Annotated in this window: 27 protein-coding genes; 15 read left to right on the top strand and 12 right to left on the bottom strand. The window is 73.2% G+C overall.

The window, feature by feature from the left end; genetic code table 11:
- The first annotated feature begins 238 nt into the window (after positions 1-238).
- Together ACFQ87_RS31570 and ACFQ87_RS31565 are read left to right on the top strand one after the other, a co-directional pair.
- Entirely contained in the window at positions 239-628 is a 390-nt protein-coding gene (locus tag ACFQ87_RS31570; RefSeq protein ID WP_380614282.1) for a peptidoglycan-binding protein, read from the top strand.
- A gap of 91 nt (positions 629-719) precedes the next feature.
- Positions 720-1,799 (top strand): N-acetylmuramoyl-L-alanine amidase, encoded by a 1,080-nt coding sequence (locus ACFQ87_RS31565; protein ID WP_380614281.1) that lies wholly within the window; start codon positions 720-722, stop codon positions 1,797-1,799.
- Positions 1,800-1,874: 75 nt separating this feature from the next.
- On the opposite strand, the gene ACFQ87_RS31560 is transcribed toward ACFQ87_RS31565, so the two are convergent.
- A complete protein-coding gene (locus ACFQ87_RS31560) occupies positions 1,875-2,312 on the bottom strand; it encodes a helix-turn-helix domain-containing protein (protein WP_380614280.1) in 438 nt (145 codons plus the stop codon).
- A 273-nt stretch (positions 2,313-2,585) separates the two neighbouring features.
- On the opposite strand from ACFQ87_RS31560, the gene ACFQ87_RS31555 reads away from it, so the two are divergent.
- Positions 2,586-3,569 (top strand): DUF2690 domain-containing protein, encoded by a 984-nt coding sequence (locus tag ACFQ87_RS31555; RefSeq protein ID WP_380614279.1) that lies wholly within the window; start codon positions 2,586-2,588, stop codon positions 3,567-3,569.
- 102 nt (positions 3,570-3,671) lie between these two features.
- Here the strand turns inward: ACFQ87_RS31555 and ACFQ87_RS31550 are convergent, their stop codons facing one another.
- From ACFQ87_RS31550 to ACFQ87_RS31535, 4 genes are all read right to left on the bottom strand, one after another.
- The gene (locus ACFQ87_RS31550; RefSeq protein ID WP_380614278.1) at positions 3,672-5,144 is read right to left on the bottom strand and encodes a SulP family inorganic anion transporter; all 1,473 of its coding nucleotides are present in this window, start codon (positions 5,142-5,144) and stop codon (positions 3,672-3,674) included.
- A gap of 105 nt (positions 5,145-5,249) precedes the next feature.
- Positions 5,250-5,879 carry a carbonic anhydrase gene (locus tag ACFQ87_RS31545; RefSeq protein WP_380614277.1) on the bottom strand — a complete coding sequence of 210 codons (630 nt, stop codon included), beginning with the start codon at positions 5,877-5,879 and terminating at the stop codon, positions 5,250-5,252.
- 205 nt (positions 5,880-6,084) lie between these two features.
- The gene (locus ACFQ87_RS31540) at positions 6,085-6,486 is read right to left on the bottom strand and encodes a hypothetical protein (protein WP_380614276.1); all 402 of its coding nucleotides are present in this window, start codon (positions 6,484-6,486) and stop codon (positions 6,085-6,087) included.
- A 156-nt stretch (positions 6,487-6,642) separates the two neighbouring features.
- Positions 6,643-6,855, bottom strand: coding sequence for a hypothetical protein (locus tag ACFQ87_RS31535; protein WP_380614275.1), 213 nt, complete (start codon positions 6,853-6,855; stop codon positions 6,643-6,645).
- A 225-nt stretch (positions 6,856-7,080) separates the two neighbouring features.
- On the opposite strand from ACFQ87_RS31535, the gene ACFQ87_RS31530 reads away from it, so the two are divergent.
- Both ACFQ87_RS31530 and ACFQ87_RS31525 read left to right on the top strand, forming a co-directional pair.
- Positions 7,081-8,736, top strand: coding sequence for a serine/threonine-protein kinase (locus tag ACFQ87_RS31530; RefSeq protein WP_380614274.1), 1,656 nt, complete (start codon positions 7,081-7,083; stop codon positions 8,734-8,736).
- Between the two features lie 5 nt (positions 8,737-8,741).
- Entirely contained in the window at positions 8,742-10,331 is a 1,590-nt protein-coding gene (locus tag ACFQ87_RS31525; protein ID WP_380614273.1) for a protein kinase, read from the top strand.
- A 91-nt stretch (positions 10,332-10,422) separates the two neighbouring features.
- On the opposite strand, the gene ACFQ87_RS31520 is transcribed toward ACFQ87_RS31525, so the two are convergent.
- The gene (locus ACFQ87_RS31520; RefSeq protein WP_380614272.1) at positions 10,423-10,998 is read right to left on the bottom strand and encodes a hypothetical protein; all 576 of its coding nucleotides are present in this window, start codon (positions 10,996-10,998) and stop codon (positions 10,423-10,425) included.
- A gap of 176 nt (positions 10,999-11,174) precedes the next feature.
- Between ACFQ87_RS31520 and ACFQ87_RS31515 the strand changes: the two genes are divergently transcribed.
- The 5 genes from ACFQ87_RS31515 (at position 11,175) to ACFQ87_RS31495 (ending at position 15,780) form a co-directional block, all read left to right on the top strand.
- The gene (locus ACFQ87_RS31515) at positions 11,175-13,547 is read left to right on the top strand and encodes an ATP-binding protein (RefSeq protein WP_380614271.1); all 2,373 of its coding nucleotides are present in this window, start codon (positions 11,175-11,177) and stop codon (positions 13,545-13,547) included.
- Positions 13,548-13,622: 75 nt separating this feature from the next.
- Positions 13,623-13,772, top strand: a complete 150-nt coding sequence (locus ACFQ87_RS31510; RefSeq protein ID WP_380614270.1) for a hypothetical protein — start codon at positions 13,623-13,625, stop codon at positions 13,770-13,772.
- An 82-nt stretch (positions 13,773-13,854) separates the two neighbouring features.
- Positions 13,855-14,562 carry a DUF4241 domain-containing protein gene (locus tag ACFQ87_RS31505; protein ID WP_380614269.1) on the top strand — a complete coding sequence of 236 codons (708 nt, stop codon included), beginning with the start codon at positions 13,855-13,857 and terminating at the stop codon, positions 14,560-14,562.
- Positions 14,563-14,649: 87 nt separating this feature from the next.
- Entirely contained in the window at positions 14,650-14,997 is a 348-nt protein-coding gene (locus ACFQ87_RS31500) for a hypothetical protein (protein WP_380614268.1), read from the top strand.
- A 159-nt stretch (positions 14,998-15,156) separates the two neighbouring features.
- Positions 15,157-15,780, top strand: coding sequence for a sigma-70 family RNA polymerase sigma factor (locus tag ACFQ87_RS31495; RefSeq protein ID WP_380614267.1), 624 nt, complete (start codon positions 15,157-15,159; stop codon positions 15,778-15,780).
- Positions 15,781-15,976: 196 nt separating this feature from the next.
- Here ACFQ87_RS31495 and ACFQ87_RS31490 read toward each other — a convergent pair whose 3' ends face one another.
- Positions 15,977-17,239, bottom strand: a complete 1,263-nt coding sequence (locus ACFQ87_RS31490) for a serine hydrolase domain-containing protein (RefSeq protein WP_380614266.1) — start codon at positions 17,237-17,239, stop codon at positions 15,977-15,979.
- Between the two features lie 305 nt (positions 17,240-17,544).
- Between ACFQ87_RS31490 and ACFQ87_RS31485 the strand changes: the two genes are divergently transcribed.
- Both ACFQ87_RS31485 and ACFQ87_RS31480 read left to right on the top strand, forming a co-directional pair.
- On the top strand, positions 17,545-18,528 hold the full coding sequence (locus ACFQ87_RS31485; RefSeq protein WP_380614265.1) for a phosphatidylserine/phosphatidylglycerophosphate/cardiolipin synthase family protein: 984 nt from the start codon (positions 17,545-17,547) through the stop codon (positions 18,526-18,528).
- An 82-nt stretch (positions 18,529-18,610) separates the two neighbouring features.
- Positions 18,611-19,561, top strand: a complete 951-nt coding sequence (locus tag ACFQ87_RS31480; protein ID WP_380614264.1) for an alkaline phosphatase family protein — start codon at positions 18,611-18,613, stop codon at positions 19,559-19,561.
- Between the two features lie 10 nt (positions 19,562-19,571).
- On the opposite strand, the gene ACFQ87_RS31475 is transcribed toward ACFQ87_RS31480, so the two are convergent.
- The gene (locus ACFQ87_RS31475; RefSeq protein WP_380614263.1) at positions 19,572-20,819 is read right to left on the bottom strand and encodes an MFS transporter; all 1,248 of its coding nucleotides are present in this window, start codon (positions 20,817-20,819) and stop codon (positions 19,572-19,574) included.
- Positions 20,820-20,900: 81 nt separating this feature from the next.
- Between ACFQ87_RS31475 and ACFQ87_RS31470 the strand changes: the two genes are divergently transcribed.
- Positions 20,901-21,425 (top strand): MarR family winged helix-turn-helix transcriptional regulator, encoded by a 525-nt coding sequence (locus ACFQ87_RS31470; protein WP_380614262.1) that lies wholly within the window; start codon positions 20,901-20,903, stop codon positions 21,423-21,425.
- An 81-nt stretch (positions 21,426-21,506) separates the two neighbouring features.
- On the top strand, positions 21,507-22,106 hold the full coding sequence (locus tag ACFQ87_RS31465) for a hypothetical protein (RefSeq protein ID WP_380614261.1): 600 nt from the start codon (positions 21,507-21,509) through the stop codon (positions 22,104-22,106).
- On the opposite strand, the gene ACFQ87_RS31460 is transcribed toward ACFQ87_RS31465, so the two are convergent.
- Both ACFQ87_RS31460 and ACFQ87_RS31455 read right to left on the bottom strand, forming a co-directional pair.
- Positions 22,094-23,137: a hypothetical protein gene (locus ACFQ87_RS31460; RefSeq protein ID WP_380614260.1), complete on the bottom strand. Its 1,044-nt coding sequence runs from the start codon at positions 23,135-23,137 to the stop codon at positions 22,094-22,096. The two genes, ACFQ87_RS31465 and ACFQ87_RS31460, sit on opposite strands and share 13 nt — an antisense overlap.
- Before the next feature lie 121 nt (positions 23,138-23,258).
- A complete protein-coding gene (locus ACFQ87_RS31455) occupies positions 23,259-23,729 on the bottom strand; it encodes a DUF1348 family protein (protein ID WP_380614259.1) in 471 nt (156 codons plus the stop codon).
- Positions 23,730-23,833: 104 nt separating this feature from the next.
- On the opposite strand from ACFQ87_RS31455, the gene ACFQ87_RS31450 reads away from it, so the two are divergent.
- Complete coding sequence (locus tag ACFQ87_RS31450; protein ID WP_380614258.1) at positions 23,834-24,418, top strand: TetR/AcrR family transcriptional regulator; 585 nt, start codon at positions 23,834-23,836, stop codon at positions 24,416-24,418.
- Positions 24,419-24,576: 158 nt separating this feature from the next.
- Here the strand turns inward: ACFQ87_RS31450 and ACFQ87_RS31445 are convergent, their stop codons facing one another.
- Both ACFQ87_RS31445 and ACFQ87_RS31440 read right to left on the bottom strand, forming a co-directional pair.
- On the bottom strand, positions 24,577-25,470 hold the full coding sequence (locus tag ACFQ87_RS31445) for a chitosanase (protein WP_380614257.1): 894 nt from the start codon (positions 25,468-25,470) through the stop codon (positions 24,577-24,579).
- Between the two features lie 90 nt (positions 25,471-25,560).
- Positions 25,561-26,799 carry an alginate lyase family protein gene (locus ACFQ87_RS31440; RefSeq protein ID WP_380614256.1) on the bottom strand — a complete coding sequence of 413 codons (1,239 nt, stop codon included), beginning with the start codon at positions 26,797-26,799 and terminating at the stop codon, positions 25,561-25,563.
- Positions 26,800-26,899 lie beyond the last annotated feature (100 nt).

The raw sequence follows: 26,899 nt of genomic DNA, 5'->3' as shown, positions 1-26,899 counted from the left end.
GTTCGATGGCACTCATCGGACGATTATCGCCAGCGGCCAAAGCCATCGACAGGCAGGACCTCCGACAGGGCGAACGTTGCCTGATGCGGCACTAGCCCGGGTCCGGCGGCCCCCGGTGTCCGGGGTGTCCCGGGACGGGGGAGGGACGGGGAATCGTGGTGGGGCGGGCCGGCGGGCACCTAGCGTGGTGGCCGAGCGGTCCGCTGCGGGCGGACCCATGCCGGATTCAAGGAGAACCGTGGCCATTCACTCCCTGGTCAAGCGTGCCGCCGTGGCGGCCGCCACCGCTGCCGTCGCCGTGATTCCCATGGCCGGGACGGCCAGCGCCAACACTGACGCGGGGTACGTCGGCTACGGCCAGGCCAACAACTGGAACGCCGTGTACTGCGTCCAGGCCGAGCTCAACTACTACTTCTACAACCAGGGCGTGCGATTCCCGACCCTCGCGGAGGACGGCTCCTTCGGCCCGGCCACCTACAACGCGGTGCTCGTGTTCCAGAACCGCCTGATCAGCTACACGAAGCACGCCGACGGAGAGGTGGGCCCGCTCACCGGGGACATGCTGATCGCCTATGGAGACCCCTCGATGTACGGCAACTGCCGGAACGCCCTGCCCACCACCTACTGACCGGGCTCCACCCCCGTCCCCGCGCCGTCCGCAGGCGCGGGGACGGGGGCCTTCCGTTCCCCGACCACACCGAAGGAACAGGTAGCCCCGCATGAACCCGGAATCCGCCCCGCTGAACCCCGGTCGTCGCACGTTCCTGGCCGGTGCCCTGGCCGTCGGCACCGGCGCCCTGCTCGGGCCCGGGCCGTCCGCCGGGGTGGCGCGTGCCGCGACCGGGCCGGTGATCGCCGACACCACCGCGTGGGGCGCCCGGCCGCCGAGCAGCCCGATCAACTTCCTGGCGGGGGCACCGGACAAGGTGATCGTGCACCACACCGCGACCGCCAACGTCACGGACTACTCGCAGGCCGCCGCGTTCTCGCTGGCCCAGTCGATGCAGACCTACCAGATGGACACCGAGCACTGGATCGACACCGGGCAGCACTTCACCATCAGCCGCGGCGCGTACGTCATGGAGGGCCGCCACAACAGCCTCTCCACGCTGCTCAGCGGCACCCAGCACGTGGAGTCCGCGCACTGCACCTCGCAGAACACGGTGGCGATCGGCATCGAGAACGAGGGCACGTACACCACCGTCGACCCGCGCAGCGAGCAGTACGCGGCGCTGATCGACCTGATCACCTACATCTGCCGGCAGTACGGGCTGCGCGCGTACCAGGTCTACGGCCACCGGGACTTCAACAACACCGAGTGCCCCGGCGACCGCCTCTACGCGCTGATCCCGCAGATCCGGGCTGACGTCGCGGCGCGGATCGGCGGCGACCCGACCGGGCCGGTGTGGCCGGTGCTGAGCAGCGGCGCCTCGGGCGAGAACGTGCGGACGCTGCAGTACCTGCTGGTGCAGCACGGCGCGACGCTGACCGTGGACGGGTCGTACGGGCCCGCCACGCAGAGCGCCGTCACGGCCTTCCAGAGCTACACCCACGCCTCGGCCGACGGCGTCGCGGGCAACCAGACCTGGAGCCAGGCCGTCGCACCGCTCGCGTACGGCGCCTCGGGCAGCGCGGTGCAGGCGGTGCAGAGCCAGCTGGTCGCGCACGGCATCCAGGTGAGCGTGGACGGCGCGTTCGGGCCCGGTACCCAGGCCGGGGTGGCGGGCTTCCAGAGCTCGGCCGCGCTGCCGGCCGACGGCGTGGTGGACGCCCGGACCTGGAGCCGGCTGCTCGCCTGACCCCAGCGGGAGCGATCCGACCCGGCCCGGGCACCGCGCGCTGCCCCTCAGTGCGGTGCCCGGGCCGTCCGTTGCTCAGGAGCTGGGCCGCCGGGGCCGTCGGCCGGCGGTGGCCAGCCCCGCGCCCGCCGCGAGCCCCAGCCCGAGCAGGACCAGACGGCGCAGGATGACGGCCTGTCGACGGTGCGGGCACGCGGACGGCGGGTTGTCCAGCGGCCCGGCCGACAGTGCGTTCGGCGCGCTGATCGTGACGCGGCAGCTGTTGGCGAGGTGCCACAGGGAGAGCAGGTGCTCGGCGTCGCCCTCGCAGACCGAGGCGATGCTCTCCACCGCGTCGCGCGGCGGGAACTGCTTCCCGTTCACCCAGCGCTCCCACGAGGACTTCGCGTAGTGGGTGCGTTCACTGATACGGGCGTAGGTCAGGCCCGATGCGGACTTCAACGACTGGAGCTCCTTGGCGAGCTGGTCGACAGCGGACAGAGACGTGATCTCGGACGCGTGCTGGCGGCCCATGAGGCTTCCCCCCTGCTTGCTCTGAACTGACCGGTGTGGTGCGGAGGACGTCCTGACCGCTACCCGGTTGGGCCAACTCTCCGGCATGTGACCGCGATCATTCGACTGTCTCCGAACGATCTGAGACGGACCCGTCCTGTCTCACGGCCCGGAGCTGGGGTTTCGGCGGGCGAGCGGGAGACGGTTGAGACGATGCCCCGGGGAGCGGATTAGACTGATCATCCAAAAATTGATCAGTTCACGACGTCTGTCGACCCGCCAGAGGGGCCCGCGATGAGCCAGTCCTGGAAGCCGCTTCCTGATGATCTTTCGGAACCCGCCCGGCGGCTGGCCGAAGAGCTGCGCGCGGTCAAGGACGCGCACCGGATCTCGCTGGCCGAACTCGGCAAGCGGACCTACCTCAGCAAGGCCTCCTGGGAGCGGTGGCTGAACGGGAAGCGGCTGATCACCCCGCAGGCGCTGGCCGGGCTGATCGCGGCGGTGGAGTGCGACGCCGAACTGCTGACCTCCCTCCTGCGGCAGGCCGAGGCCGAGCGGGAGGAGGCCACCACGGAATCCGCAGCCGTCCTCGTGCTGGCGCCCGTGCCCGTCCCGCCGCCCGGGCCGCCGGCCGAGGCGCCCGCGCTGCCCGTCGAACAGCCCCCGTCCGTCGAGCCGCCGTCCGTCGAGGTGCCGCTCGTGCCGGCGGCCGAACTGCCGACGGGCATCCCCATGGCGCGCGTGGCCGCCGTCGTAGCGGCCGCCGTCGCCGCCGTGCTCGTCCTGGTCGCGGGCCTGTGGCTGCGCGGCCCACAGGACGGCGGCGGCAGCGCTGCGGCGGCGATCCTGCCGACCGCGACGGCCTCGGGGCCCGCGCCGCTCTGCCAGGGCGTCGGCTGTGCGGGCAAGGACCCGCAGGCCATGGGGTGCGAGACCGACGACCACACGCTGCTGAAGGGCAACGTCGGCCAGGTGGTCCTGTACATGCACTACAGCCCGCGATGTCGGGCCGCCTGGGCCGGGATCACCGACGGCTCCCCGGGGGACAGCGCCACCATCACCACCAACACCGGCTGGCAGGAGACCGCCCTGATCCACTGGGGCTACGACAACTATTCGGTGATGGTCGACGCCAGCCCGGGCGACACCACCCTGCGGGTGTGCGGCCACCAGAAGGGCGGCGACGGCTGTACGGACGTGGTCACCGACCCGGCCGCCCGCGCCGCCGCCGCGCCGCTGCCCGCGCCCCCGACCGTCACCACCACCCGGACCTCCTGAGCCTCCTGAGCCGGCTGGGACGAGCGGGGCGAGCGGGACGAGCGGGACCGGGGCCCGTCGGGCGGACGGGGGTGCCACCCCACGGGCCCCGGTGTCAGGTGGTCAGGCGGTCACGGCCGTCCGGTCGGGCCGGACGGTGCGGGCGTTGTGCTGCTCGGACCAGGTCTGCAGGGCGCTCATGCAGGCATGGTCGAGATGGCGCAGCGCGGCCAGGTCGAGCTCGATCGGCCGGTCGGTGGGCAGCCGCTCCAGGGTGTCGAGGATGCGGGGCAGGCGCAGGAAGGTGGCGTTGCCGAAGATCCGGACCCGCACCAGGCCCTCGCCCCGGTCCTCCACCTCGATGTGGACCCGCGAGGTCTCCCAGGCGGCCTTGACCACCGCCAGGGCGAGGCCGATCAGCACGCCCTCGAACATGTCGGTGACCAGGATCGCCCCGGCGGTGACCACCAGGACGACCGCCTCACCGCGGTGTTCGCGCCACAGCGGCCCGAGTTCCTTGACCGGCAGCAGCTTGAACCCGGCGTGGACCAGCACGCCCGCCAGCGCGGCCACCGGGATCATGCCGAGCGCGGCGGGGAGCAGGGCGGCGAACAGCAGCAGCCAGACGCCGTGCAGCACGCGCGAGACCTTGGTCCTGGCGCCGGCCTGGACGTTGGCGGCGCTGCGCACGATCACGGCGGTCATCGGCAGCGCGCCGAGCAGCCCGCACACGGTGTTGCCCGCGCCCTGGGCCATCAGCTCCTTGTCGTAGTCCGTCTTCGGCCCGTCGTGCAGCCGGTCGACGGCGGCGGCGCTGAACAGGGACTCGGCGGAGGCGATGAGGGTGAAGGCGATGACGGTGGTCAGCAGGCCGACCTCGGTCAGCCGGGAGAAGTCGGCCCCGCCGGGCGGCTGGACGGCCTCCAGGAGGCCCTTCACCTCCACCCGCTTGACCGGCAGGTCGAACAGGACGGTGGCGGCGGTCGCGGCGCCGACCGCGACGAGCGGGCCGGGCAGCAGCTGGGCCCGGCCGGGCAGCTTCCTCCACAGCAGCATGATCAGGACGGTGCCGGCGCCGATGCCGACGGCGGTGAGCGCGGGGCCGGACCGGGCGACGTCCAGGGCGAGCCGGGGCAGCCCGGCCAGCTTGGCCGGACCGGTGCCGGGCGCCCTGCCGTCGGCGAGCGCGTAGATCTGCCCGGCGACCAGGACGAGCCCGATGCCGGCCAGCATGCCGTGCACCACGGACAGCGAGATCGCGCGGAAGAAGCGGCCCAACCTGAGCGCGCCGAGGGCCAGCTGCAGCAGCCCGGTGGCCAGGACGACCACACCGAGGGCGCTGAGCCCGTAGTCCTGCACCAGGGTGAGGACCAGCACGGTCAGGCCCGCGGCCGGACCGCTGACCTGGAGGCTGCTGCCGGGCAGCAGCCCGGTGATCAGTCCGCCGACGATGCCGGTGATCAGGCCGAGTTCGGCCGGGACGCCGGAGGCGACGGCGACGCCCACGCACAGCGGCAGGGCGACCAGGAAGACGACGAGGGAGGACGTGAGGTCGGTGCGCAGCGCGGAGCGCAGCGAGGCGAGGGAGCAAGTCATGGGCGTTCTCTGTTCGAGGGAGGGAACGTCGTGGAGGGGGCGCCCGCCGCGCGCGGGCGCGGTGGGTGCCGTGGCCGGGAGCGGCCGGAGGGGTCGGGCTGCGGCCTACAGCGCCTGGAACGCGCCGCTGGCGGGCTTCCAGGCCTGGACCGCGCCGGTTTCGACGGTGTAGTACCAGGCGTGCAGCCGCAGTCGGCCGGCCGCCAGGCGGTGGGCGACGAACGGGTAGCTGCGCAGGTGGTCCAGCTGGGTCAGGACGTGCTGCTGGGTGACGGAGACCAGGTCGGGCGCCGGGCCGTGCGCTCCCGCCGGGCCCTGCGCCCGCACGGTCCCGTCCGTTTCCGGCCGGTGCCCGGCCCAGGCCAGCCAGCGCCCCACCAGGGGCATGCTCGCGACCTTCTGCTCGCGGACCAGGCCCTGGACGGCGCCGCAGTGCGAGTGGCCGCACACCACGATGTCCGGCACGCCCAGGGCCTGGACGGCGAACTCCAGGGAGCCCGCGACGCCGCAGGCACCGGCCTGGGTCCGGTAGCGGGGGACGATGTTGCCCGCGGTCCGCAGCTCGAAGAGGTCCCCGGGGCGGGCCCCGGTGAACATCGACGGGATCACCCGGGAGTCGGAGCAGGAGATGAACAGGGCTTGCGGCCGCTGGCCGTTGGCCAGGCGGGCGAACTCCTCCCGCCGCTCGGAGAGGGCGGCGGGGAACGTACGGGCGTGCTCGATGAGGGTCTGCATGATTTCGGCCTCGTGGCTCTTCGTGTGCTCACCGGGCCGAGCGGGCTGGCTCGGCGGGGAGCGGTACAGGGACGCGAGGAGTGCGTGCGGCGCACGTCCGACGACAGGCCTCAACCCCGGGCGGTCACGGGTGACCGACCGTCACACCGTGGTGGAGGCACGGTGCGGAGGCCGTCGTGGGAGCGTGCCGGGCGCACGCCGCCCGTCAGCAGCGGAACGTCTGCAGGGTGGTGGCGTCGGGGGTGAGCGCGGAGGCGGGGCTCCAGGCCTCTCTTGCTCTGCGTGGATGGGCCGCACCGGGCGGGGTGTCGGATTCCGCGGCCGTCGCCGTGACGTCCACGGTCTCGCCGGCGGGGGTCGGTTCGTCGATCAGCTGGGCCCGGCGCGGGGCCAGGACGGTCGCGGCCGCCGCGTCCAGGCGGGCCGAGGTGTCGGCCTCCTCCGACGGAGCGTCGAGCGAGCCGCGCAGCTTGCGCTGCTCGGCCTCCTTCTCGGGGGCCATCGCGCACACCGGGCGCGGGACGGCCGACGCGGTCTTGGGGGTCAGCAGCAGCATGAAGACGGCAAAGGTCAGCAGGACCACTGCTGCCGCAACTCGCCGTATCACCACTGGACTCCCGATGTCGTACTCGTCGTACTCGTCGTGCCGACGCCGAAACGTTACCTGCTCTTGGTGAACCCTTGCCCGAACTCCGAACGTGATGTGGGTAACAAAAGCGTCCGCCCCACTGGACAACTTCCGGAAGGGCGGACTCGGTTGTGGTCAGGTTGTACCGGTGCGGCGGGGGAGTGGTGAGGTCGAACGTGAGGATCCCGACCGGGCGGTCGAACGCGGCGCGCCCAGGGCGCCGAGCACCGGGCTGTCCAGCGGGCTGGCCGCCAGTCGGTCCAGCACCGTCGAGAGCGCGGCGCGCAGTCGGTGGGCCCGGTGGCGCACGTCGGGGACGTCGGAATGGAACGCGGCGGATACGGACATGCGGCTCACCTCCGGAGCGACCTGCGGACCTGCAGGTAGGTCGAGCCTGCACCGCTCCGCCCGGGCCCGGGCCCGTCTTGACGGCCTGCTGACACGGCCCTGACGATTCGTGAATTCCGGCGGGCGAAGGCGGCCGGCCGGGCGCGAACGCCCCGTCTGTATCATCTGTCGCACGCGGCGGCAGGGGGGCATGTTCACGTGGAGACGCTGGGGCCGTGTGGGCCGGTGCAGGTGGGTCCGTTCCGGGTGCTGGCGGTGCTCGGGCAGGGCGGGATGGGCCGGGTGCTGCTCGGGGTCTCGCCGGACGGGCGGACGGCGGCCGTGAAGCAGGTGCACGCGGAGTTCGCCGAGGACGACGGGTTCCGGGTGCGGTTCCGGCGCGAGGTGGAGGCCTCCCGGCGGGTGTCCGGGGCGTACACGGCGGCGGTGATCGCGGCCGATCCGGAGGCCGGAACCCCGTGGCTGGCCTCCCAGTTCGTGCCGGGCCCGGCGTTGAACGAGGCGCTGGCGGCGGCCGGGGCGCTGCCCGAGGAGGCGGTGCGGCGGTTGGCGGCCGGGCTGGCGCAGGCGCTGGTCGACGTGCACGGGGCCGGGCTGATCCACCGCGACCTCAAGCCCTCGAACGTGCTGCTCGCCGAGGACGGCGTGCGGGTGATCGACTTCGGGATCGCCCGGGCGGCCGAGGGGCAGGACACCAAGCTCACCCGCACCGGCGCGATGATCGGCTCGCCCGGCTACATGTCGCCCGAGCAGGTCGGGGGGCGTGAACTGACGCCCGCCAGCGACGTGTTCTCGCTCGGCGCGACCCTGGTGGTGGCCTGCACGGGCCGGCCGGCCTTCACCGGGGAGTCGCTGCCGCGGATCCTGTTCAACGTCCTGCACGCCGAGCCCGAGCTGAGCGGGGTGCCGGAGGGCCTGCGGCCGCTGGTCGCGGCCTGCCTGGCCAAGGACCCGGCGGCCCGGCCGGCCCCGCAGCAGGTGCTCGCGGCGGTGGGCCGGATCGCGCCCTCGACCCGGCCGTGGCCGGAGGCGGTGCACGGGCTCCTCGCGGCCCAGCGGGCGGAGGTCGCCCGGCTGTTGGGCGCCGCAGCGCCGGCGGCTGGTGAGTCCGGGTACTCACCAGCCGCTGTTGAGTCGCTGCCCACGGTGGCCGCGGACGCCGCGCCGACCGAGCCGCAGCCGGCCCCCGTGCCGCGGCGTCGGCGGGGGAGGCGGATCGCCCTGGTGGTGGGTGCGGTGGTGCTGGCGCTCGCCGCGGTGGCGGGCGGGCTGGTCGCCACCGGGGTGGTGAACCTGGACTCGGTGTTCCCCGAGCCGGTGCCCACGCCGGGGAACGTGCCGCTCTCGCAGGTCCAGGACCGGTACGCGCGCGTGGTGCCGAGCTGCGCGGACGCCGCCAAGGTGACGGCGCCGCCCGAGTTCTCGAAGCCCTGGGGGAACCCCGGAACCTTTGAGACCACGGACCGCGACGGGAAGCTCCCGGAGCAGGGCTGCGAGTGGAACACCCGCTCGGGCGACCAGATCCAGGTCGACTGGGACGTCTTCCCGACAGTCCCCGGCGGCAGGACCGGCGCGGAGCGGGCCAAGGAGCACTACGAGGCCCTCTACATGGGCGGCCACACCCGTGACTCCGGCATCACCTTCGCCGAGGAGGCCTTCTGGCTCCCGTCGAAGTACCTGGACGAGTCCAACTGCGTGCTCTACGTCCGGGACGTCAACCTCTACGTGTTCGTCGCGGTGAAGGGAACGACCTATCCGCGCGGGCGGTGCGAAACGATGACCAGGACGCTCGGCGAGTCGGCGGTGAAGCTGGCGCGGACGGTGTCCGCGAACGGCCCGAGCCCCCAGGGCACCGCCACGGCCCCGGTGTTCCCGCAGTGACGGGGATGCCGCGGTTGAGGCCCCGGCGGGAGTCCGATCCGGCCGAGGTCGGCCCGTACCGCGTCCTCGCCGAGCTGGGCCGGGGCGGGATGGGCCGGGTGCTGCTGGGGGCCGGGCCGGACGGGCGGCTGGTGGCGGTCAAGCAGGTTCACGAACGGTTCGCCGCCGACGCCGGGTTCCGGGCCAGGTTCCGGCGGGAGGTCGGCGCCTCGCGCCGGGTCTCCGGTGCCTACACGGCGGCGGTGATGGACGCCGACGTCGAGGCGGTGACGCCCTGGCTGGCCTCGGTGTTCGTGGTCGGCCCCTCGCTGGGCGCCGCCGTGGAGGCCGCCGGGGCGCTGCCCGCGGACGCCGTGCACCGGCTGGCGGTCGGCCTGGCCACGGCCCTGGTGGAGATCCACCGCACCGGGCTGATCCACCGCGACCTCAAGCCGGAGAACGTCCTGCTCGCCGAGGACGGCGTCCGGGTGATCGACTTCGGCATCGCCCGGGCCGCCGAGGAGGAGGCCGAACTCACCCACACCGGCGGGGTGATCGGCTCGCCCGCGTACATGTCCCCCGAGCAGGCCGAGGGCGGGGCGCTGACCCCGGCGAGCGACGTGTTCTCGCTCGGCTCGGTGCTGGCCCTCGCCCTGACCGGGCGCAGCCCCTTCGCCGGGGCCTCCACCCTGCAGACGCTCTACAACGTCGTGCACAGCGAGCCGGACCTCACGGCCGTCCCCGCCGTCACCCGCCCGCTTCTGGCGGCCTGCCTGGCCAAGGACCCCGCCGCCCGCCCCACCCCGGCGCGGCTGCTCGAACTCCTCGGCCCGGTCACCCCGGCCGGGCGGCAGTGGCCGGCGGCGGTGCACGCGCTGATCGCGGCGCAGCAGGCGGCGGTGGACGGGCTGCTCGCACAGCCGCAACGGACGGTGGCGCACCGGACGGTGGTGGTGGAACCGCGGGAGCTCCCCGATCCCACGGCCCTGGCCACCGTCCTGGAGTCCGCACCGGCTGAGGCCCCGCCCGTCCGACGCTCCCGCCGCACCGCCGCCCTGGTGACCGCCGGGGCCGTCGCCGCGGCGGGCATCGGTGTCGGCGCCTACCTGCTGCTGCGCGACCCGAACGGCCCGGCGGTCCCGGACAAGTACCTCAAGGCGCCGGTCTGCGCGGAGGCCGCCGCGCAACTGCCGCTTCCGTCCTCGGAACGCAAGCAGGACGCGGACGGCTACCTGGAGCAGTCCACCTTCGCCCGGACCAGTTGCTTCTGGTACGGCTCGACCGTTGTCGCCGGGCAGCGTTTTTCGGATCAGACGCCGTCCGCCGCCGTCCAGTGGGAGTTGCAGCGCAGCGCCGGCAGCAGCGACAACGCCACGCAGAAGCAGCGCAAGGACTTCGCCCACGCGGCCAAGGGCAAGCGGCGCGACGACGGGCTCGGGATCGGCGAGGAGGCGTACTGGGACTCGTCGGGGAGCGGGGAAGGGTGCGCGCTGGCCGTCCGCGACGGCAACCTGAGCCTGTCTGTCGGCCTCGGCGGCAAGGAGCACCCGGCGGCGGGCTGCGAGGCGGAGGCCGTGAAGGTCGCCCGCGCGGCCCTCGCCGCGATGCCGCGCTGAGCGGATCCGGCCGCGAGCCGCGGTACCCCCGTTGCCGCGGCTCGCGGCCGGTCGACGGACGGCGCCCCGGGGCGGCCCGTCGGTCTGTGGATCAGTTGCTCACAGTGATGCAACTTCCGGTGTACACGCCGCCGTTGGCGTCGCTGAAGCCGCACCACCGACCGGCGGCGACATAGCCGTTCGGCGTGTAGGTCGCGGTGTACCAGGTGCCGCCGGTCGCGTGGAAGCTCGTCCCCGTCACGACGGCCCCGGAGGGGCTCTTGATCTGGATGTCGGCCCAGGTGCTCGCACCGTAGTAGGTGCTGTTCTCCATGGAGCGGACGTAGTAGCCGCTGCCGTCCACGGCGAAGCAGACCTTCGGGTTGACCCCGTTGCAGGTGGTGGCCCAGGTGGGCGGCGTGGTGTCGCCGGCGCCCGAGGCGGGGTCGACGGTCGGCGGCCGGCCGGTCGAGCGGTGGACGGTGAGGACCCCGTCAGCGGTCCTGACCTCCTTGACCGGTACGGGGCCGGGACGGGGCGACGTGGTGGCCAGGGTGGCGGCCGGGGCGGCCGGGGTGGCCGAAGCGTCGACCGTGCCGCCCGCGCCGAGCGCCGCGAGGGCGACGGCGACCGCCGTCATCCGGGCCGGACCTCTGGTCGGACGCGAAGCGGCCCTGCGAGCGTTCATGTCTTCCTCCTACGACGGGGCCGTTCGGCGCTCATCATCGCGGCGGTGGGGCCGGGTCGACCACGACATTGACCTGACGTTGACCTGACACTTGGGCGTGCGCGGCGCTACGCTCGTTCGCGATCGGTGCCGGCCGGGCAGACGTCGGCACGGTTCGCAGGGGACCAGGGGGATGAGTGGGGGCTGCTGTTTTCGCCGAGCTGTTGCGGGAGCGACGACTGTCGGCGGGGTGGAGCCAGGACGAGCTCGCGGAGCGTTCGGGGGTGTCGGCGCGATCGATCAGCGCCCTGGAGGCGGGCGGGCGCCGACCGCGACTGTCCTCGGTGGTGCGGCTCGCCGAGGCCCTCGGCGTCGACCAGGACACCCGTACTTGGTGGCTGGCGGCGGCACGGGACACGGAGCCGCAGCGCTCGGCCGGGTCGGACGCACCGGACGCTCCGGCGGCGGCCCCGGTCCCCGCGGCTCTCCCGCCCCTTCGTCCCGGCCTGTCGTCCGGCCCGACCGGGTCGAGCAGCCCGCAGCAGCTGCCCATGGCCATCCGGCACTTCACCGGGCGTGCCCGCGAACTCCAGGTGCTCGACGAGCTGCTGGCCGACGTGACCCCCGGCTGCGGCGCGGTGGTGATCTCGGCGATCGCCGGCACCGCGGGCGTGGGCAAGACCACCTTGGCCGTGCACTTCGCCCACCGGGTGGCCGACCGCTTCCCGGACGGTCAACTCTTCGCCAACCTGCGCGGGTTCGACCCCGACCGCGCCCCGGTCGACGCCGCCGACGTGGCGCGCGCCTTCCTGGACGCGCTGGGCGTTCCCGCCCTGCGCGTCCCCGCCGACCCGGACGGGCAGCTCGCGCTCCTGCGCAGCCGGCTGGCCGGCACCCGGACGCTGATCGTCCTCGACAACGCCCGTGAGGCGGAACAGGTCCGCCCGCTGCTGCCCGGCTCGAACACCTGCCTGGTCGTGGTGACCAGCAGGAACCGGCTGCCCGGGCTGGTCGCCCTGGACGGCGCCGTCCCGCTGGCCCTGGACGTGCTCTCCCGTGCGGAGGCGCGCGAACTGCTCGCCCGCCGCCTGGGCGCCGCGGTGGTCGAGGACCAGCAGGACGCGGCCGACGAGTTGATCGAGCTCTGCGCCCGGCTGCCGCTGGCCCTGAACATCGCCGCCGCACGGGCGGCCGACCACCCCGGCACCCCACTCGGCGTGTGGGCGCGCGAACTGAGGGACTCCCAGGCGCGCCTGGACCTCCTGTCGGCCGGCGACAGCCATGCCGACGTCCGGGTGGTGCTCTCCTGGTCCTACCGCGCGCTGGCTCCGCAGGCCGCCCGCCTGTTCCGGCTGCTCGGACTGCACCCGGGCCCGCACGTCAGCGTGGCAGCGGCCGCGAGCCTCGCGGGCCTGCCGCTGTCCGAGACCCGCGCCCTGCTGGAGGACCTGCACCGCGCCCATCTGATCACCGCGCCGGAGCGGGGCCGGTACACCTTCCACGACCTGCTGCGCGCCTACGCCGCCGAGCAGGCGGCCGCCCTCGAATCCCCGCCGGGGCAGGCCGGGGCGACCCTGCGGATGCTCGACCACTACCTCCACACCGCACACCGCGCCGGCTGCCTCGCCTACGCCGACGACGCCGCCTGGCAGTCGCTCGACCTCGCGGAACCCGCCGCCGGGGTGGCTCCCGAGGACCTCGCCGACCGCCAGCAGGCGCTCGACTGGTACCGGGACGAGCAATCGGTGCTGGAGCGGATCGTCGACTCGGCCCACCGGGCGGGGGCCGACGTCCACGCCTGGCAGCTCGTCGGCGCGCAGGTCGCCTACCTGCTCAAGTCGGGGCTGTGGCAGCAGTGGCAGCGGGCGAGCGAGACGGCATTGGCCGCCGCCGAACGCACCGGGGACCTCCGCCGACAGGCGCACGCGCACCGCTGGCTCGGCCAGGTGCACCGCTCCCAGGGCCGCCAGCCCCAGGCCCAGCGCGAACTGCGCCAGGCCCTCGAACTCTTCGAGGCGCTCGGGGACCGGCCGCGCGAGGGCAGGACCCGGCTCGACCTCGCCATCGCCCACGGCGAGGAGCACGCCGACGCCGAGGCGGTGGCCGAGTCCCGCCGGGCCCTGGAGCTGTTCCAGGCCATCGGCGACCCCTCCGGGCAGGCCCTCGCGCTCAACAGCATCGGCTGGTACCTGGCGCAGCAGGGCGAGCTGCGGGAGGCACTCCCGTACTGCCGGCGCGGACTGGACCTGGCCCGCGACACCGGCAACCTCCCCGGCCAGTCGTCCATCTGGGACAGCATCGGCTTCATCCACCACCACCTCGGCGAGTACCACGAGGCGCTCCCCGCCTACCACGAGTCGCTGCGCCTGCGTCAGGCCGTCGGCGACTACTTCCTCCAGGCCGACATCCACACCCACATCGGCGACACCCACCTCGCCCTCGGCGACGTCGAGGCGGCCCGAGGTTCCTGGAACCGGAGCCTCGCCATCCTCGAAGACCTGCAACACCGCGACGCCGACGCCGTTCGGGCCCGGCTGAACTCGAGCACCGGGCCGGGGCGGCTCCGCTGAGCGGCGGACCCGCCGCCGGAATCGACCTGACCGGTATTCGGGCCGTGCGGTGGCGGACGGGAAATCCGCCGCGAGGTGCACCGCAACGGCACCGCGATCACGGTCACCGACCCGTACGGCACCCACGTGCTGCCCAAGCTCGCCGGGAAGCCGGACGAGGAACTGCACGTCGGCGGCACGCACCACCACCCGTACCGGACGCCGGTGGCGCAGGCGAAGAAGTAGCCGGCAGTGCGCGAACGGCCGGCCGGGGGCAGCTGCTCCCGGCCGGCCGTCGGCTGTCGGTGGGCCTGTCTACGCTCGCGGCATGACGTACACGGTGGATGCCCGCCTGGCGGCGGGCGAGGACGAACGGATGCTGTTGGACGCGGTCTTCACCCCGGGGGAGGGGCTGGGGATCCGGGCCAACGATCCGCTGACGGTGGTTCGGGTGGTCGAGGTGAAAGAGGTGACGACCATCCGGGTGCCGAGCGGCCGACTGGTGGTGGGCTCGCCGTGGCCGGACGACGAGGACGACGAGCTGAACCCGCCGACGGGACGGGAGCTGGCCGAGCGGATACCGCCGGGCAGCTACCTGGTGGAGGCCTCCTGGATCGCCGACCAATGGCGTTCCGCGGTGGCCGCCGTACGGCTGTGCGTCGCCGACGCGCCGGTGGTCGCCTGGGAGAACGCCCTCGGGGTGGGCGAGGACATCGAGTCCGCCCGCCCGGGAAAGCGGTTCCGCTTCTTCCCGTCCGACACGAACACGGCGTGCTTCGCCGACGCCACGGCCTGGGTGGAACTGACCCTGCCGTTCCGGCAGTTCTGGCGGGACCTGCGCACCGGTCTCGACACCGCGCAGGAGCGGGAGCAGTTGCACGACGGCTCGTTCGAGGGGGTGAGCCACGAGGGACTCGGGGCCGACCTCGTGACCTTCACGGCGGACGAGGACAACGCGGTCTGGCTCGGCCGGGCGGGGGACGGAACGGTCGCCTCCGTCGTGGTCGTCGGCGGTTTCCGGCCGCACCCGTACTGACGGGTGACCGCCGCCGCGCTGCGGCTGAACCCCGGTCGACGGAAGCCCCGTAGAGCGGGACGGAACGGGACGGGGAAGGAACACGGGATGGATGCGGACGGCCTCGAGGTGCGTGGGTACATCGCGGCCCTGGTGCGGATGGGTGCGCCGGAGGTGCCGGGGCCGCCCGCGCTGGCGCTGCCGGTGGGCGCCGCGGCCGAGGTGACGGCCGTCGCCCGGCGGCTGGCGCTGCGGGCACTGCCGGAGCGGCGGCGACCGGAGCCGACGCCGGGGCTGCTGGCCGTGGCGAGGTCGCTGGTGGTGGACGTGCACCCGTCCGCGCCGGGGTGGACGACGGCCGAGCGGGAACGGCTGGCCGGGTGGGTCGCGGTGCTGATCGAGCACCGGGGCGAGGACGGCGTCCAGGAGCTGGTGCGGGAGCTCGACGAGGGCTGAGCGGTGGCACTCGGCGGCGGGCCCGGTGCCCGCAGGTCGGGGCGTTGGCGGATCGTTGGCGGGTCCTTGGCGGCGCCCGGCAGGCTGCTGTCTGCCCGCCACGGGGGATGTACGGCGGAAGCCCTGCCCTGTGCCCTTGCCCGACCTGAGAGGTAGTGCGTGTCGAAGCCGTCAGTCGCCCAGCCCACGCCCGTCGTCCAGCCGCCCGTCGGCCGGTCGGTCGCCGTGGCGGCGACACCCGAGCCGGGCCCGGCCCGACCGACCCTCGACCCCGACACCCTGGCCGAGATCCACCGGCTGCACGGGGGCTACCTGTTGCGGGCCCTGATGCGGGCCACCGGCGGTGACCGGGGCAAGGCCGAGGACATCCTGCAGGAAACCCTGCTGCGGGCCTGGCAGCACCCGGAGGCGCTGACCAAAGGCCCCGAGCAGAGCCGCCCCTGGCTGTTCACGGTGGCACGGCGGATAGCGATCGACCACTACCGGATGGCCGCCGCCCGCGCCAAGGAGGTGATCGGTGAGCCGCTGGAGGACCGGCCGCTCGCCGAGGACCCGTACGAGCAGGTGGTGGTCGCCCGGGACATCGCCCTGGCACTGCGGCGGGTGCAGAAGCACCACCGTGAGGTGCTGGTCGAGCTGCACCTGAAGGACCGCTCGGTGCAGGAGGCCTCGGCCAGGCTGGGGGTACCGCCGGGGACGGTCAAGTCCCGGAACTTCTACGCGATCCGGGCGCTGCGGCCGGTCCTGGCGGCGGAGCACGGGTACGCGCCGGTCGGCCGGTGACTCCCGGGCCGGTGACTCCCGGCCGGTCGGCTTGCGGGCCGGTGGGGCCCCGGAGTCGGCCGAGCCCCGGGCGACCACGAGCAGCAGGGCCGGGCGCTCACCGACCTGAACGCGGACGGCAACCGCCCCGGCCGGGTCTCGCCGTAGCGTCGGTGGCGAGGCCGGTCCGGGGCGGCGCGGGGATCGGATCCCGGTGTCAGATCCGGGTGTCCTCGACCACCGGAACGCCCTGGTCGTCGCCGTCCTGCGGCGCGAAGGCCGTGCGCGGCGCGACCGCGGGCTTCTTCCCGCAGAAGGCCGGTTCCAGCGCGCTCATCAGCCCCTGGGTCACCGCGCCGTTGTTGGAAGCGTTGGCGAACACGACCACGCTGCGCTGCCCGTCCGGGGTGGTGAAGGACTGGGTCTGGTAGCCCTGGACGATGCCGCCGTGCCCGTACACGTCGCCGCAGGAGAGCGAGATGCGGCGCAGCCCCAGCCCGTAGCCGATCTTCGCGGTGGGCGTCGGCAGCGCGGCCTCCATCTGTTTCAGCGAGGCGTCCGAGATGAGTCCGCCGTTGCTGCCGGCCATCAGCGCGGTGAGGAAGCGGTCGAGGTCCCCGGCGGAGGAGATGACCCCACCGGCGCTCCACAGCCAGGAGGCGGTCTGCTCGGTGGAGTCCAGCAGCGGCTTGGTGCGGTCGTCGTTGGTGAGGTAGCCGGTGACGTGCGCACCCTCGATCTGCTGGTCGGGCACGACGAAGGAGGTCTTCTCCAGGCCCAGCGGCTCGATGATCCGCTCGCGCAGCACGTCCGCGTACGGCCGGCCGGTGAGGTGCTCGACGGCGAGGCCCATCAGCACGAAGTCGGTGTTGGAGTAGGAGTAGCGGCTGCCCGGGGTGTACTGCTGGCCGTGCTTGACGGACATCGCGACCAGGTCGGCCGGCGCGTACACCTTGGTGCGGATGCGGGCCTCGAAGGCGCTGGTGGTCTCCTCACCCGGCTGTTCCAGCAGGTCGTCGGTGTGGTCGTAGATGCCCGCGCGGTGCTCCATCACCTGGCGGCCCGTCATGGTCCAGCTCTCCGGGAGGGTTCCGGCCGGCAGGTAGTCGCGCAGCGGCTCGTCGAGGTCGATCCGGCCTTCCTCCGCCAGCTGCATCACGAGAACGGCCGCGAACATCTTGCTGTTGCTGGCGATTCGGAACCTCCACGAGGAGTTCATCGGGGTCCCGTCCAGGTCGGCCTGGCCGACGGACAGGGAGCGCGCTCTCTCGTCCTCGTCGTGGTCGCGGATGACCGCGAAGGCGCCCGGGGCGCCCGCACGCATGGTGGCCTGAAGTGCACTGAGCACCGCGGCGGTGTCGGGGACGGGCAGCGCGGCGCCGTCCTGGTCGGCGGCCAGCGCCGGTACGGTTCCGGTCGCCGCCAGGACGGCAGCGGCGGCGGCCACCGCGAGGGGGCGCAGCAGGCTGGTCTTCGCCATGTTCCTCGGCTCTCTCGTGAGCTGACGCGGCGTCAGATTGCGCCGCTCGAAGGTCACTATCACCGGTTGGGGCGGCCGGTGGCAATGTGAACCGGGCCGCCCGCCTCGTCCGTTATCGGCCCGGTTTGGCATGTGCACCATTCGTTTCCCGGCCCGGGGACAAGGTTTTACCCGCCGTCATCTACCCGCGTTGACTGCCGCACAGCCATGCTGTTCGGGCGCTTCGTTCGCCTTCCGGTGCGACGCACCGGCCCCCTCTCATCCCCTCACTCCCCTCACTCCCCTCACTGACCATGGAGTCCCCCATGTCCCTGGCCACCTTCGCGCGCCGTGCCGGCGCGCTGCTGCTCGCCGGCGCCGGTCTGATATCCGCCACCGGTACCGCCCACGCCACCGGCACGTACACCGCGGTCGTCTTTCCGGACCAGGACCACTCGGTGGTCTACAGCCTGATCAACTCGGCGACCAAGACCGTCGACGTCACCATGTACGAGCTGCGCGACACGACGGCCGTCAACGACCTGATCGCCCGTCAGCGGGCCGGCGTGAAGGTCCGGGTGATCCTGGACGGCCAGCACACCTCGGTCAACGGCTCCGCCTACAACGCGCTGAAGGCCGCCGGCGTGGGCGTGACGTACTCCTCCTCGGCGTTCGTCTACACCCACCAGAAGACCGTCACCGTGGACGGCGCCAAGTCCCTGGTCCTGACCGGGAACCTGGACGCCACCTACTACTCCAGCAGCCGTGACTACGGCGTCTTCGACACCGACGCCAACGACGTCAACGCGATCGAGCAGGTCTTCGCCGCGGACTACGCCAAGACCTCGATCACCCCCTCCGACGGCGACAACCTGGTCTGGTCGCCCACCGACTCGCAGGACCGCCTGCTGGCGCTGATCAACGGCGCGCAGACCTCGCTGGACGTCGAGCAGCTGGAGTTCGGCGACCAGGCCCTGGTGGACGCGATCACCGCCGCCGCCAACCGCGGCGTGACCGTGCGGGTCGTCGGCATGAACCCGAGCTCGTACGGCTCCTACTTCGACCAGGTCACCACGGCCGGCGCCAGGGTGGTCACCTACTCCTCGACCACCGGCCTGTACATCCACGCCAAGGCCATCGTCGCCGACTACGGCACCCCCTCGGCCAAGGTGTTCGCCGGCTCGGAGAACTTCTCCGACAACTCGCTGAACAGCAACCGCGAGCTGGGCCTGATCGTCCCGGACTCCGGGGTGCTCGACACCATCGAGACGACCTTCAACACCGACTTCGCCAACGGCGCCCCGTACTAGGCCGTTCGCGAGAGCAGGACCGTCCGTCACCTCCACCGAGCCGGGCGGCCCTTGGGGGCCGCCCTCCACCCGAGGATTCGTCATGACTTCGTCCGCGAAGATCCCGAACGACGCCCCGCTGAACGGTGCCCCGCTGAACGACGCCCCCCGGACCGGCGTCCCCCGCCGCTCCCGCCGCACCGCGACCGCGATCGCCTCGGCCGCCGCCCTGGTCGCCGCCTCCGCCGGCCTCTGGGCGGCGACCGCCACCACCGCGCAGGCGGCCGCGCTGCCCACACCCGACCACATCGTCGTCGTGGTGATGGAGAACCACTCCTACAGCCAGATCATCGGCAGCAGCAGCGCGCCGTACATCAACAACACCCTGAAGGCGGGCGGCGCCAACCTCACCCAGTCCTTCGCCATCACCCACCCCAGCGAGCCGAACTACTACGCCCTGTTCTCCGGCTCCACCCAGGGCAGGGTCGACGACAGCTGTGTGACGGTCGGCGGGTTCCGGGCCCCGAACCTGGCCTCCGAGGTGGCCGCCGCCGGGAAGACCTGGGCCAGCTACAACGAGTCCCTGCCCAGCCAGGGCAGCACGGTCTGCAGCAGCGGCAACTACGCGCAGAAGCACAATCCCTGGTTCGGCTTCGGCAACGTCCCGCTGAACACCGCCATGACCTTCGCGCAGTTCCCGACCGACTACACCACCCTGCCGAACGTCTCCTTCGTGGTGCCGAACCTGTGCAGTGACATGCACGACTGCTCGATCAAGACGGGTGACACCTGGATCCAGAACAACCTGGGTGCGTACGCCACCTGGGCGCAGAGCCACAACAGCCTGCTGGTCGTCACCTTCGACGAGGACAACAGCCTGTCCGGCAACCGGATCCCGACCGTGGTCTACGGCGCCCACGTCGCCCCGGGCAGCAGCTCGGCCACCACCTACAACCACTACAACGTGCTGCGCACCCTGGAGGACCTCTCCGGGGCGAGCGGCCACGCGGGCAACGCGGCGAACGCCACGGACATCACCGGCATCTGGAACTGACCTTCCAGTCCTAGGAGTTGACCCGGACCGGCGGCTGCTCGACGGCCGCCGGTTCCGGCGCATCCCGGTCGGCGCCGAGCCGGCGCACCCCCGGCACCGCCGCCGTACCCGCGCACACCGCGGTCACCAGCGCGGCCGCGGCCAGCAGCGGTACCCGGCTGCCCCAGGCGTCGGCGGCCAGCGGCGCCAGCACGTACCCGAGCGGCGCGGCGGCCAGCGAGAGCAGCCAGTCGTAGGAGGTGACCCGGGCCAGCACCCGGGCCGGGAAGTCCTGCTGGACCACCGTCTCCCAGACCGGGTTGAGGAAGCCCAGTCCGGCCATCGCCACCCCGTACGCGGCCACCGTCACCGGCGCGGGCGCCGGGACGGCGAGCGCCAGCAGCGGCAGCCCGTACAGGGCGAGGGCGAGGTTGCCGACCAGCACCGGGCGCCGGGGCCGGACCCGCCCGGCGAGCAGCGAGCCCAGTAGCAGGCCGACCGCCCCGGCCTGGGTGATCGCCACCCAGGCGCCGTCCCCGCCCAGGCGGGTGGCGGCGATCAGCGGGCCCAGGGTGAGTGCGACGGCGCTCGCGCCGTTCCACACCCCGTGGGCGATCAGGCTGGTCCAGTACCAGTCCCGGGAGCGCACCTCGCTCCAGCCCTCGGCGAGGTCCCGGCGCAGCGAGCGCGACCCGGCGGGTACGTGGGCGACGGCGATCCGGGTGAGCAGGGCGGCGCTCAGCAGGAAGGAGACGCCGTCCAGGACGAAGGCCCAGCCCGGCCCGGCGGTGTACACCAGCACCCCGGCCAGCGCCGGGCCGCCGAGCCGGGCGGCGCTGGTGGCCGAGCCGAGCAGGGCGTTGGCGCGCAGTCGGTGCTCGCCCGGGACGGTGCCGGTGACCAGCGGCGAGGTGGTCGGCATGGCGAAGGCGGAGGCGGCGCCGCCGATCGCCTCGGCGACCGCGATGTGGGCGAGGCTGGGGCGGCCGCCGAGGAGTTCGAGGCCGACCAGCAGCTGGGTGGCGGCCCGCAGCAGGTCGGTGGTGAGCGCGACCAGACGCGGGTTGAAGCGGTCGCCGACCACTCCGCCGAAGGGCAGCAGGAGCAGCCTCGGCACCACCGCGCAGCCGAGCACGAGGGCGAGCGCCCCGGAGGAACCGGTGGCGCGGGTGATGGCGATGGCCAGGGCGGCGGGCACGACGGCGTCGCCGAGGGTGGAGACCGTCCGGCCGAGGAAGAGCAGGCGGAAGTCGGGTAGGCGCAGCGGGTGTTGGGGCATGCGCGGCACTGTATTTCGGTGCCGAAATTTTGGCAACGAATATTTCGACAGCGACAGGTCTGCCCTTTGTAGACTCCTCCCATGCCCGAGCACCCTCCCCAGCAGCCGCCCCCGCCCCGCGACTGGACGGACGGCCACCTCGACCGCTGGCTACCGGTGCTGTCCGACCTCGACCCGGACATCGAGGGCGCGGTGACCCGGATGTCACGGCTCACCCACCACCTCGGCCGCGTCCGCGAACAGGGTGTCTCCGACTACGGCCTGCACAAGCACGAGTTCGACACCCTCCACGTGCTGGCCGGCCGCGGCGGCCACGCCGCCCCCTCCGACCTGCGCGCCGACCTCAACCTCGCCCCGGCCTCCATCACCGGCCGCCTGGAAACCCTGGAACGCCGCGGCTTCGTCCTCCGCACCCCGTCCACGGAGGACCGGCGGAAGGTCGACATCGTGCTGACGGAGGCCGGCCGCGCCGCCTGGCAGGAGGCCCTGGACGTGGTCGGCCGCGAGGAGCGCCGGCTGCTGGGCGTGCTGACCGAGGACGAGCGGCGGACGCTGTCGGACCTGCTGCGGAAGGTGATGCTCGTGCAGGAGACGGCGGAGGGGTAGGGCCCGGCGGACACCCGCGGGGCACGCACCGGCACGCGCACGGGTCGACCGGCGAGGCGCCCGCCTGGTATCGATAGGGGCGTGCGATTCGAACTAGTGCCGATGCCGGACGAGGTGGGGGCGCGCCCCAAGGACGGGCGCGGATACCCGGTGCCGGCGATCACGCCGTGGCAGGACGGGCAGCCGCAGTTCGCGCTCACGGACTACGGGCGCAGCGCCGACTGCGCGCTGGAGCGCCGGTGCTCGGTGTGCGGTGGGTTGATGGCGCGCGGACCGGTCTGGCGGGTGGTCGGCGCAGCCGAGAGCGCCGCGATCGCCGAGGCGATCGCGGCGGGGCGGCCGTACCGCAACCTCGCGCCGACCATGGAGGGCCCGGGCCACCGTTCCTGCATGCTGTACGCGTCGATGGTCTGCCCGTACCTGGCCCGGCCCAACGCGCGCCGGAGGGTGACCGCCGAACCCGCCGCGGACGGGGTGACGTCGGCCGCCGTCCGCGGTGCGGCGCGCGGCGGGACGGGCGCGGTGGTCGGGTTCGGCGACTACGAGTACGCGGTCACCGAGACCCGGGTGCTGTTCCGCTTCCTCGACGTGGTCGAGTTCCTGCCGCACGAGTCGGCCGACGAGCACCTGGCCGAGCTGCGCGCCGAGCTGGCCCGGGCGACCGGGGCTCAGGGCCGGTAGGAGGGCAGGCCCTTGATGGTGGAGACCTGGGTCGGCGCCGCCGAGCCGTCGGCCGGCAGGGTGCTCACGCCGTCCGGGGTGCGGGCCGCGAGGGTCTTGCCGTCGGGGGACCACGCCGGCTCGGTGTAGTCCGTGGTGGCAGAGGGGGTGAGGTCCTTCTCGGTCTTCTGGTCGTACGCGGTGGCGCGGGTGAACAGGTGGTCGTGGCCGTTCACCGAGCGGACGAAGACGAGCTGCTCACCGTCGGGGGACAGGGCCGGCTGCGAGCCCTTGGCCATCTCCCCGGTCGAGGGCCGGATGTAGTCGTCATAGATGTACACCTCGTTCGCCGGGGTGTTGGCGTACGCGATCTCGCCGTGCTTGCCGCCCGCGTCGGGCCAGGTGTTGCCGGTCGTCGGCGGCTGCGGGATGCCGTTGTCGGTGCCGCCCTCGGAGCTGCGCGGGGTGAGCACCTGGGGGGTGCCGCCCTTGGCGGGGACGGTCTCCAGCTGCAGCGTGCCGCCCTTGCTGGACGCGAACACGATGTTGTTGAAGCGGTCGGTCTCGTTGGGCACCGCGCCGTCGCTCGGCCCCTTCGCGGCGTGCTGCCAGGTCGGGTGGGACCAGGTCTCGCCGCTGGGAGCCTTGGCGAGGAGCGCCTTGCCGCTGCCGTCCGGGTTGGCGGTCATCAGATCGCCGTCGCCGTTGACGAAGACGACCTTCTTGCCGTCGGGGGACCACGCGAGGTCGCGGACCACCGTGCCGAAGTCGACGGTGGTGCCGTTCATCGCGACGGTCTTGGTGCCCGTGCTGATGACCAGGTGGTTGGCCGCGGAGGTGCCGTTGACCTCCTTGCCGCCCGGCGCGGGGCTGCCGGAGTGCGACCCGCCGCCCGGCGCCGCCGTCCCCGGGGCCGCCGTACCGGGCGCGCTGGGGGCGGCGGTGGAGCCGGGGTCGGTGTTGTCGGGGCCGCAGGCGGAGAGCAGGACGGCTCCGACGGTCGTCATCAGGGCGATCGCGGCGACGCTGCCGAATCTGTTGCGCACGGACATTTCCAGGTCCCCCTCGGGTGGTGCTGTTCGCTTCCGACAAGGAGGTTCCCAGTCGCGGGTCAGCGCCCGATACCCGCCGTGTCACAGGCGTGGAACAGAGTGGCCCGACGGCCCCGGCCGTTCAGAGGCCGAGCTCGGTCAGCCCCGGGTGGTCGTCGGGGCGGCGGCCGAGCGGCCAGTGGAGGAGCCGCTCGGCGGCGGTGATCGGCAGGTCGTTGATCGAGGCGAGCCGACGGGCCATCAGGCCGTCGCCGTCGAACTCCCAGTTCTCGTTGCCGTACGAGCGGTACCACTGCCCGCTGTCGTCGTGCCACTCGTAGGCGAAGCGGACGGCGATGCGGTCGCCGTGGTACGCCCACAGCTCCTTGACGAGGCGGTAGTCGAGTTCGCGCTGCCACTTGCGGGTGAGGAAGTCGCTGATCGCCCCGCGGCCGGTGAGGAACTCGCCGCGGTTGCGCCAGCGACTGTCCGGCGTGTACGCGAGTGAGACCCGCTGTGGGTCACGGGTGTTCCAGGCATCCTCGGCGGCCCGGACCTTGCGGCGGGCGGTTTCCTCGGTGAACGGGGGCAGGGGAGGGCGCTGTTCGGTCATCGGTCCGGCTCCTTGAGAACGGGCGTTCCGTCGGCGAGAACGATCGTTCTCGCCTCTCCGGCTACCCTAGGAGAACAATCGTTCTCGCGCAAAGGGCACGGCAGATGGAGTACGAAGACCCGCGGACCCGCATCCTCGACGCGGCCGAGGAGCTGTTCTACGGACAGGGGGTCCAGGCGGTCGGCATGGACGCCGTCCGGGCCGCCTCCGGGATGACGCTGCGCCGTGTCTACCAGCACTTCCCGTCCAAGAACGACCTGGTCGAGGCCTATCTGCGGCGCCGGGACGGGCGGTGGCGAGCGAGCCTCGCCGTCCACGTCGCCGGGGCCGGCGGCACCCCCCGGGACCAGGTGCTCGCAGTCTTCGACTGGCTCGGCCGGTGGTTCGCCGAGCCGGGTTTCCGCGGCTGCGCCTTCGTGAACGCCTTCGGCGAACTGGGCGCCACCACCCCCGCCGTCGCGGCGGCGGCCCGCCACCACAAGGAGGAGTTCGCCGGCTACCTGGCCGGCCTGGTCGAGGCCGCCGGCGCCCCGCCCGCGACCGCCGGACACCTCGCGCTGCTCGCCGAGGGGGCCATCACCACCGCGGCGATCCACGGCGACCCGGGCGCCGCCGCCGACGCGAAGGAGGCCGCCCGGCTGCTCCTGGACGGCGCTCTGGACGGTGCCCCGGGCGGCGCCCGACCGTGAGGGGTCCGGTCGGGCGCCGTCAGGCTCGGGACGTCAGCACCCGATCGGGAGGATCGATTCCTGCGTCATCACCTTGCCCTGTCCGGCCGTTGACGTTTCGGCGGAAAGGAGCCGGGGCCGGTCCCCACAGTCCCGGACCCCGGGGTGAGGGGAGGGGGTCAGCCGATGGTGTAGCCGGAGCCGAAGGCGGTGATGCTGAACGGGCCGTCCAGGTCGTAGTTGCCGGTGGCGGCGATCCGGCGCAGGCACTCCACCCGGTCGACCGACTTGCGCCACTCGTCGGCGGTGGAGGAGTTGGCCGGGTTGTTCAGGTCGTCGATGCGGACGTCGAAGAAGGCGTCCAGCCAGGCCCGTTCACCGGCGGCCGAGGGGGTGCCGACCTTGGCGTCGGTGCGGTCGATGAGCGCGGGCAGGGCGTCGTACTCGCTGCCGTTGCCGTGCTGGATGGAGGCGTCGTAGAGCTCGGCGCGGGCCAGGGCGGTGGTCAGGTCGAGCTGGTCGGCCTGACTCATGGCGGGGGTGAAGTAGCGCTGGTCGACCTGGTCGTCCTGTACCTGGCGGAAGACCGGGTCCGCGGCGGCCTGTTTCCAGGCGGCGATGTAGTCGCCCTCGGGCAGGCTGCTGGTGTCGCCGCTGCCGGCGGAGGCCAGGCGCTCCAGCTCGGGGATGAAGCGGGCCAGCGGGTTGTCGGGGGAGGCGGCGGTGTAGGCACGGACCACCTTGAGGGCGTCACCGTCGTCGGTGGTGAACCCGGCCCGGCCGGCGGTGACGCCACGGCCGTCGTTGATGTTCTCCGCGTAGCCGTACTGGATCTCGGTGGTGCTGTTCTCGAAGACGCTGATCAGCTGATCGGCGCGGCGGCGCTGGTCGGGGGTGAGCCCGCCGGCGGTCACGCGCTGGGCGGCAGTGGCCTGCTGGGCGGCGGTGGCCTGCCGGTTCGCCGTGATCCCGGGCGTGGCCTGCGCGGAGGTCGCGGCGCAGGCGGTGCCGGCGGTCAGGGCGGCGACCACGGTGACGGTGGCGGCGAGGCGGTGGGTTCCGGAAACGCGCACGGGGATGGCTCCCTTCTCCGGCGGCGCGACCGCCGGAGGCAGTGGTGGGGGGGTGCGGGGTGGGGGTGCGGGGTGTGGCGGGGCCGGCCGTCAGGGCGCGCTGGTGTGGGTCAGGGTCTCCCAGCCGATGAAGTAGTTCGCCCCGAACGGGCTGTGCGCGGCCACGTACCGCTCGGTCTGCGGCATCGGGAGGCCCTCGCGCAGGTGGTACTCGTTGTACGCGAGCTGCACGGCCGGGCCGAGGCCGGTGCTCACCGAGCCGTCGCACAGCCAGTCCGGCACGCTCGCGCCGTTGTCGTAGGCGGTGTGGAACTCCAGCGCCTTGACCAGCCGTTCGCGTCCCTCGCCCCACAGGTCGAGGCCCTGCAGCCGAGCCGTCTCGGCGGCCTGGGCGGCGGCCTCCAGGCCCCAGCCGGTGTGGCCGAAGTCCCGGCAGGTCTCCTGCGACAGCCCGTCCACAAAGGTCGACTGGCCGTTCCAGTACGTGACCAGCGCCGATTCGCCCTCGATCCCGGCCTTCGGCGGCGGTACCGGCAGCTGGCCGTCCGAGGAGAGGTAGACGTACGCGGGCAGGCGCCCGCGCCACAGCTCGGCGGCCCGGTCGAACAGTGCGTGGTCGTCCAGGAAGACCGCGATGCCCATCAGGGCGTCGGTCTCGATCAGCTCCCAGTTGCCGTTCTTGCGCGGGCTGCCGGGGGTGAGCAGCGGCACGTAGACGGTGCGCAGCATGGTGGCGAAGCGGTCGACCGAGGTGGCCGACCAGCCCGCGCCCGAGTAGCGGATCAGCTCGGCGGCGCGCGCCCAGTTGTTGCCCGACCAGCCGGTCTGCAGCGGGGCGTTGCTGTTGGTGTGCTCCTGGATCACGCCGGACCAGGCGTCCATGATCTGGATCGCCTTGTCGGCGTACCGCTGGTCCTTGGTGAGCACCCACTGCAGCGCGTGCGCGTACGCGGCCATCGCGTCGTCGCGCTCGTCGGAGCAGCCGTTGTCGGGGTGGGAGCTGGAGCCGCACTCGACGTCGGCGCGCGGTCGGGGCTGCCAGTCGAGCGAGGCGTACCTGCTTGCCCGCAGATCGGCGAAGGCGGAGGCCCAGGGTTCGGCTCCGGCGTCCAGTTCGCCCTTGACGAAGGCGAGTTGCTCCGCGCCGACCAGCACGCCGGGGTGCTGGAAGCCGGCGGCCTGCCGACTTGTGGCGGCGGGGGTGGCGGCTCCGGCGGGGGTGCGGGCTCCGGCGGGGGTGCGGGCTCCGGCGGGGGTGGCGGCGACGGGCAGGAGGAGGGCGGCGACGGCGGCCCCGGAGATGAGTGTCCTGGTGGTGCTGCGACGCATGGGGAGGTCGTCCTCTCGGTGGCGGAGGAGGTCGTGTGGCGGCCACGCGTTTGAAGCTTGTTAGGAAACCTTCCTAACATGCCGCGCACGTGGCATTGAA

This window comes from Kitasatospora sp. NPDC056531 (assembly GCF_042794375.1).
Taxonomy (GTDB): Bacteria; Actinomycetota; Actinomycetes; order Streptomycetales; family Streptomycetaceae; genus Kitasatospora.
Note: the sequence above shows the minus strand (reverse complement) of the source record. Positions and strands in the feature narration are given on the sequence as shown.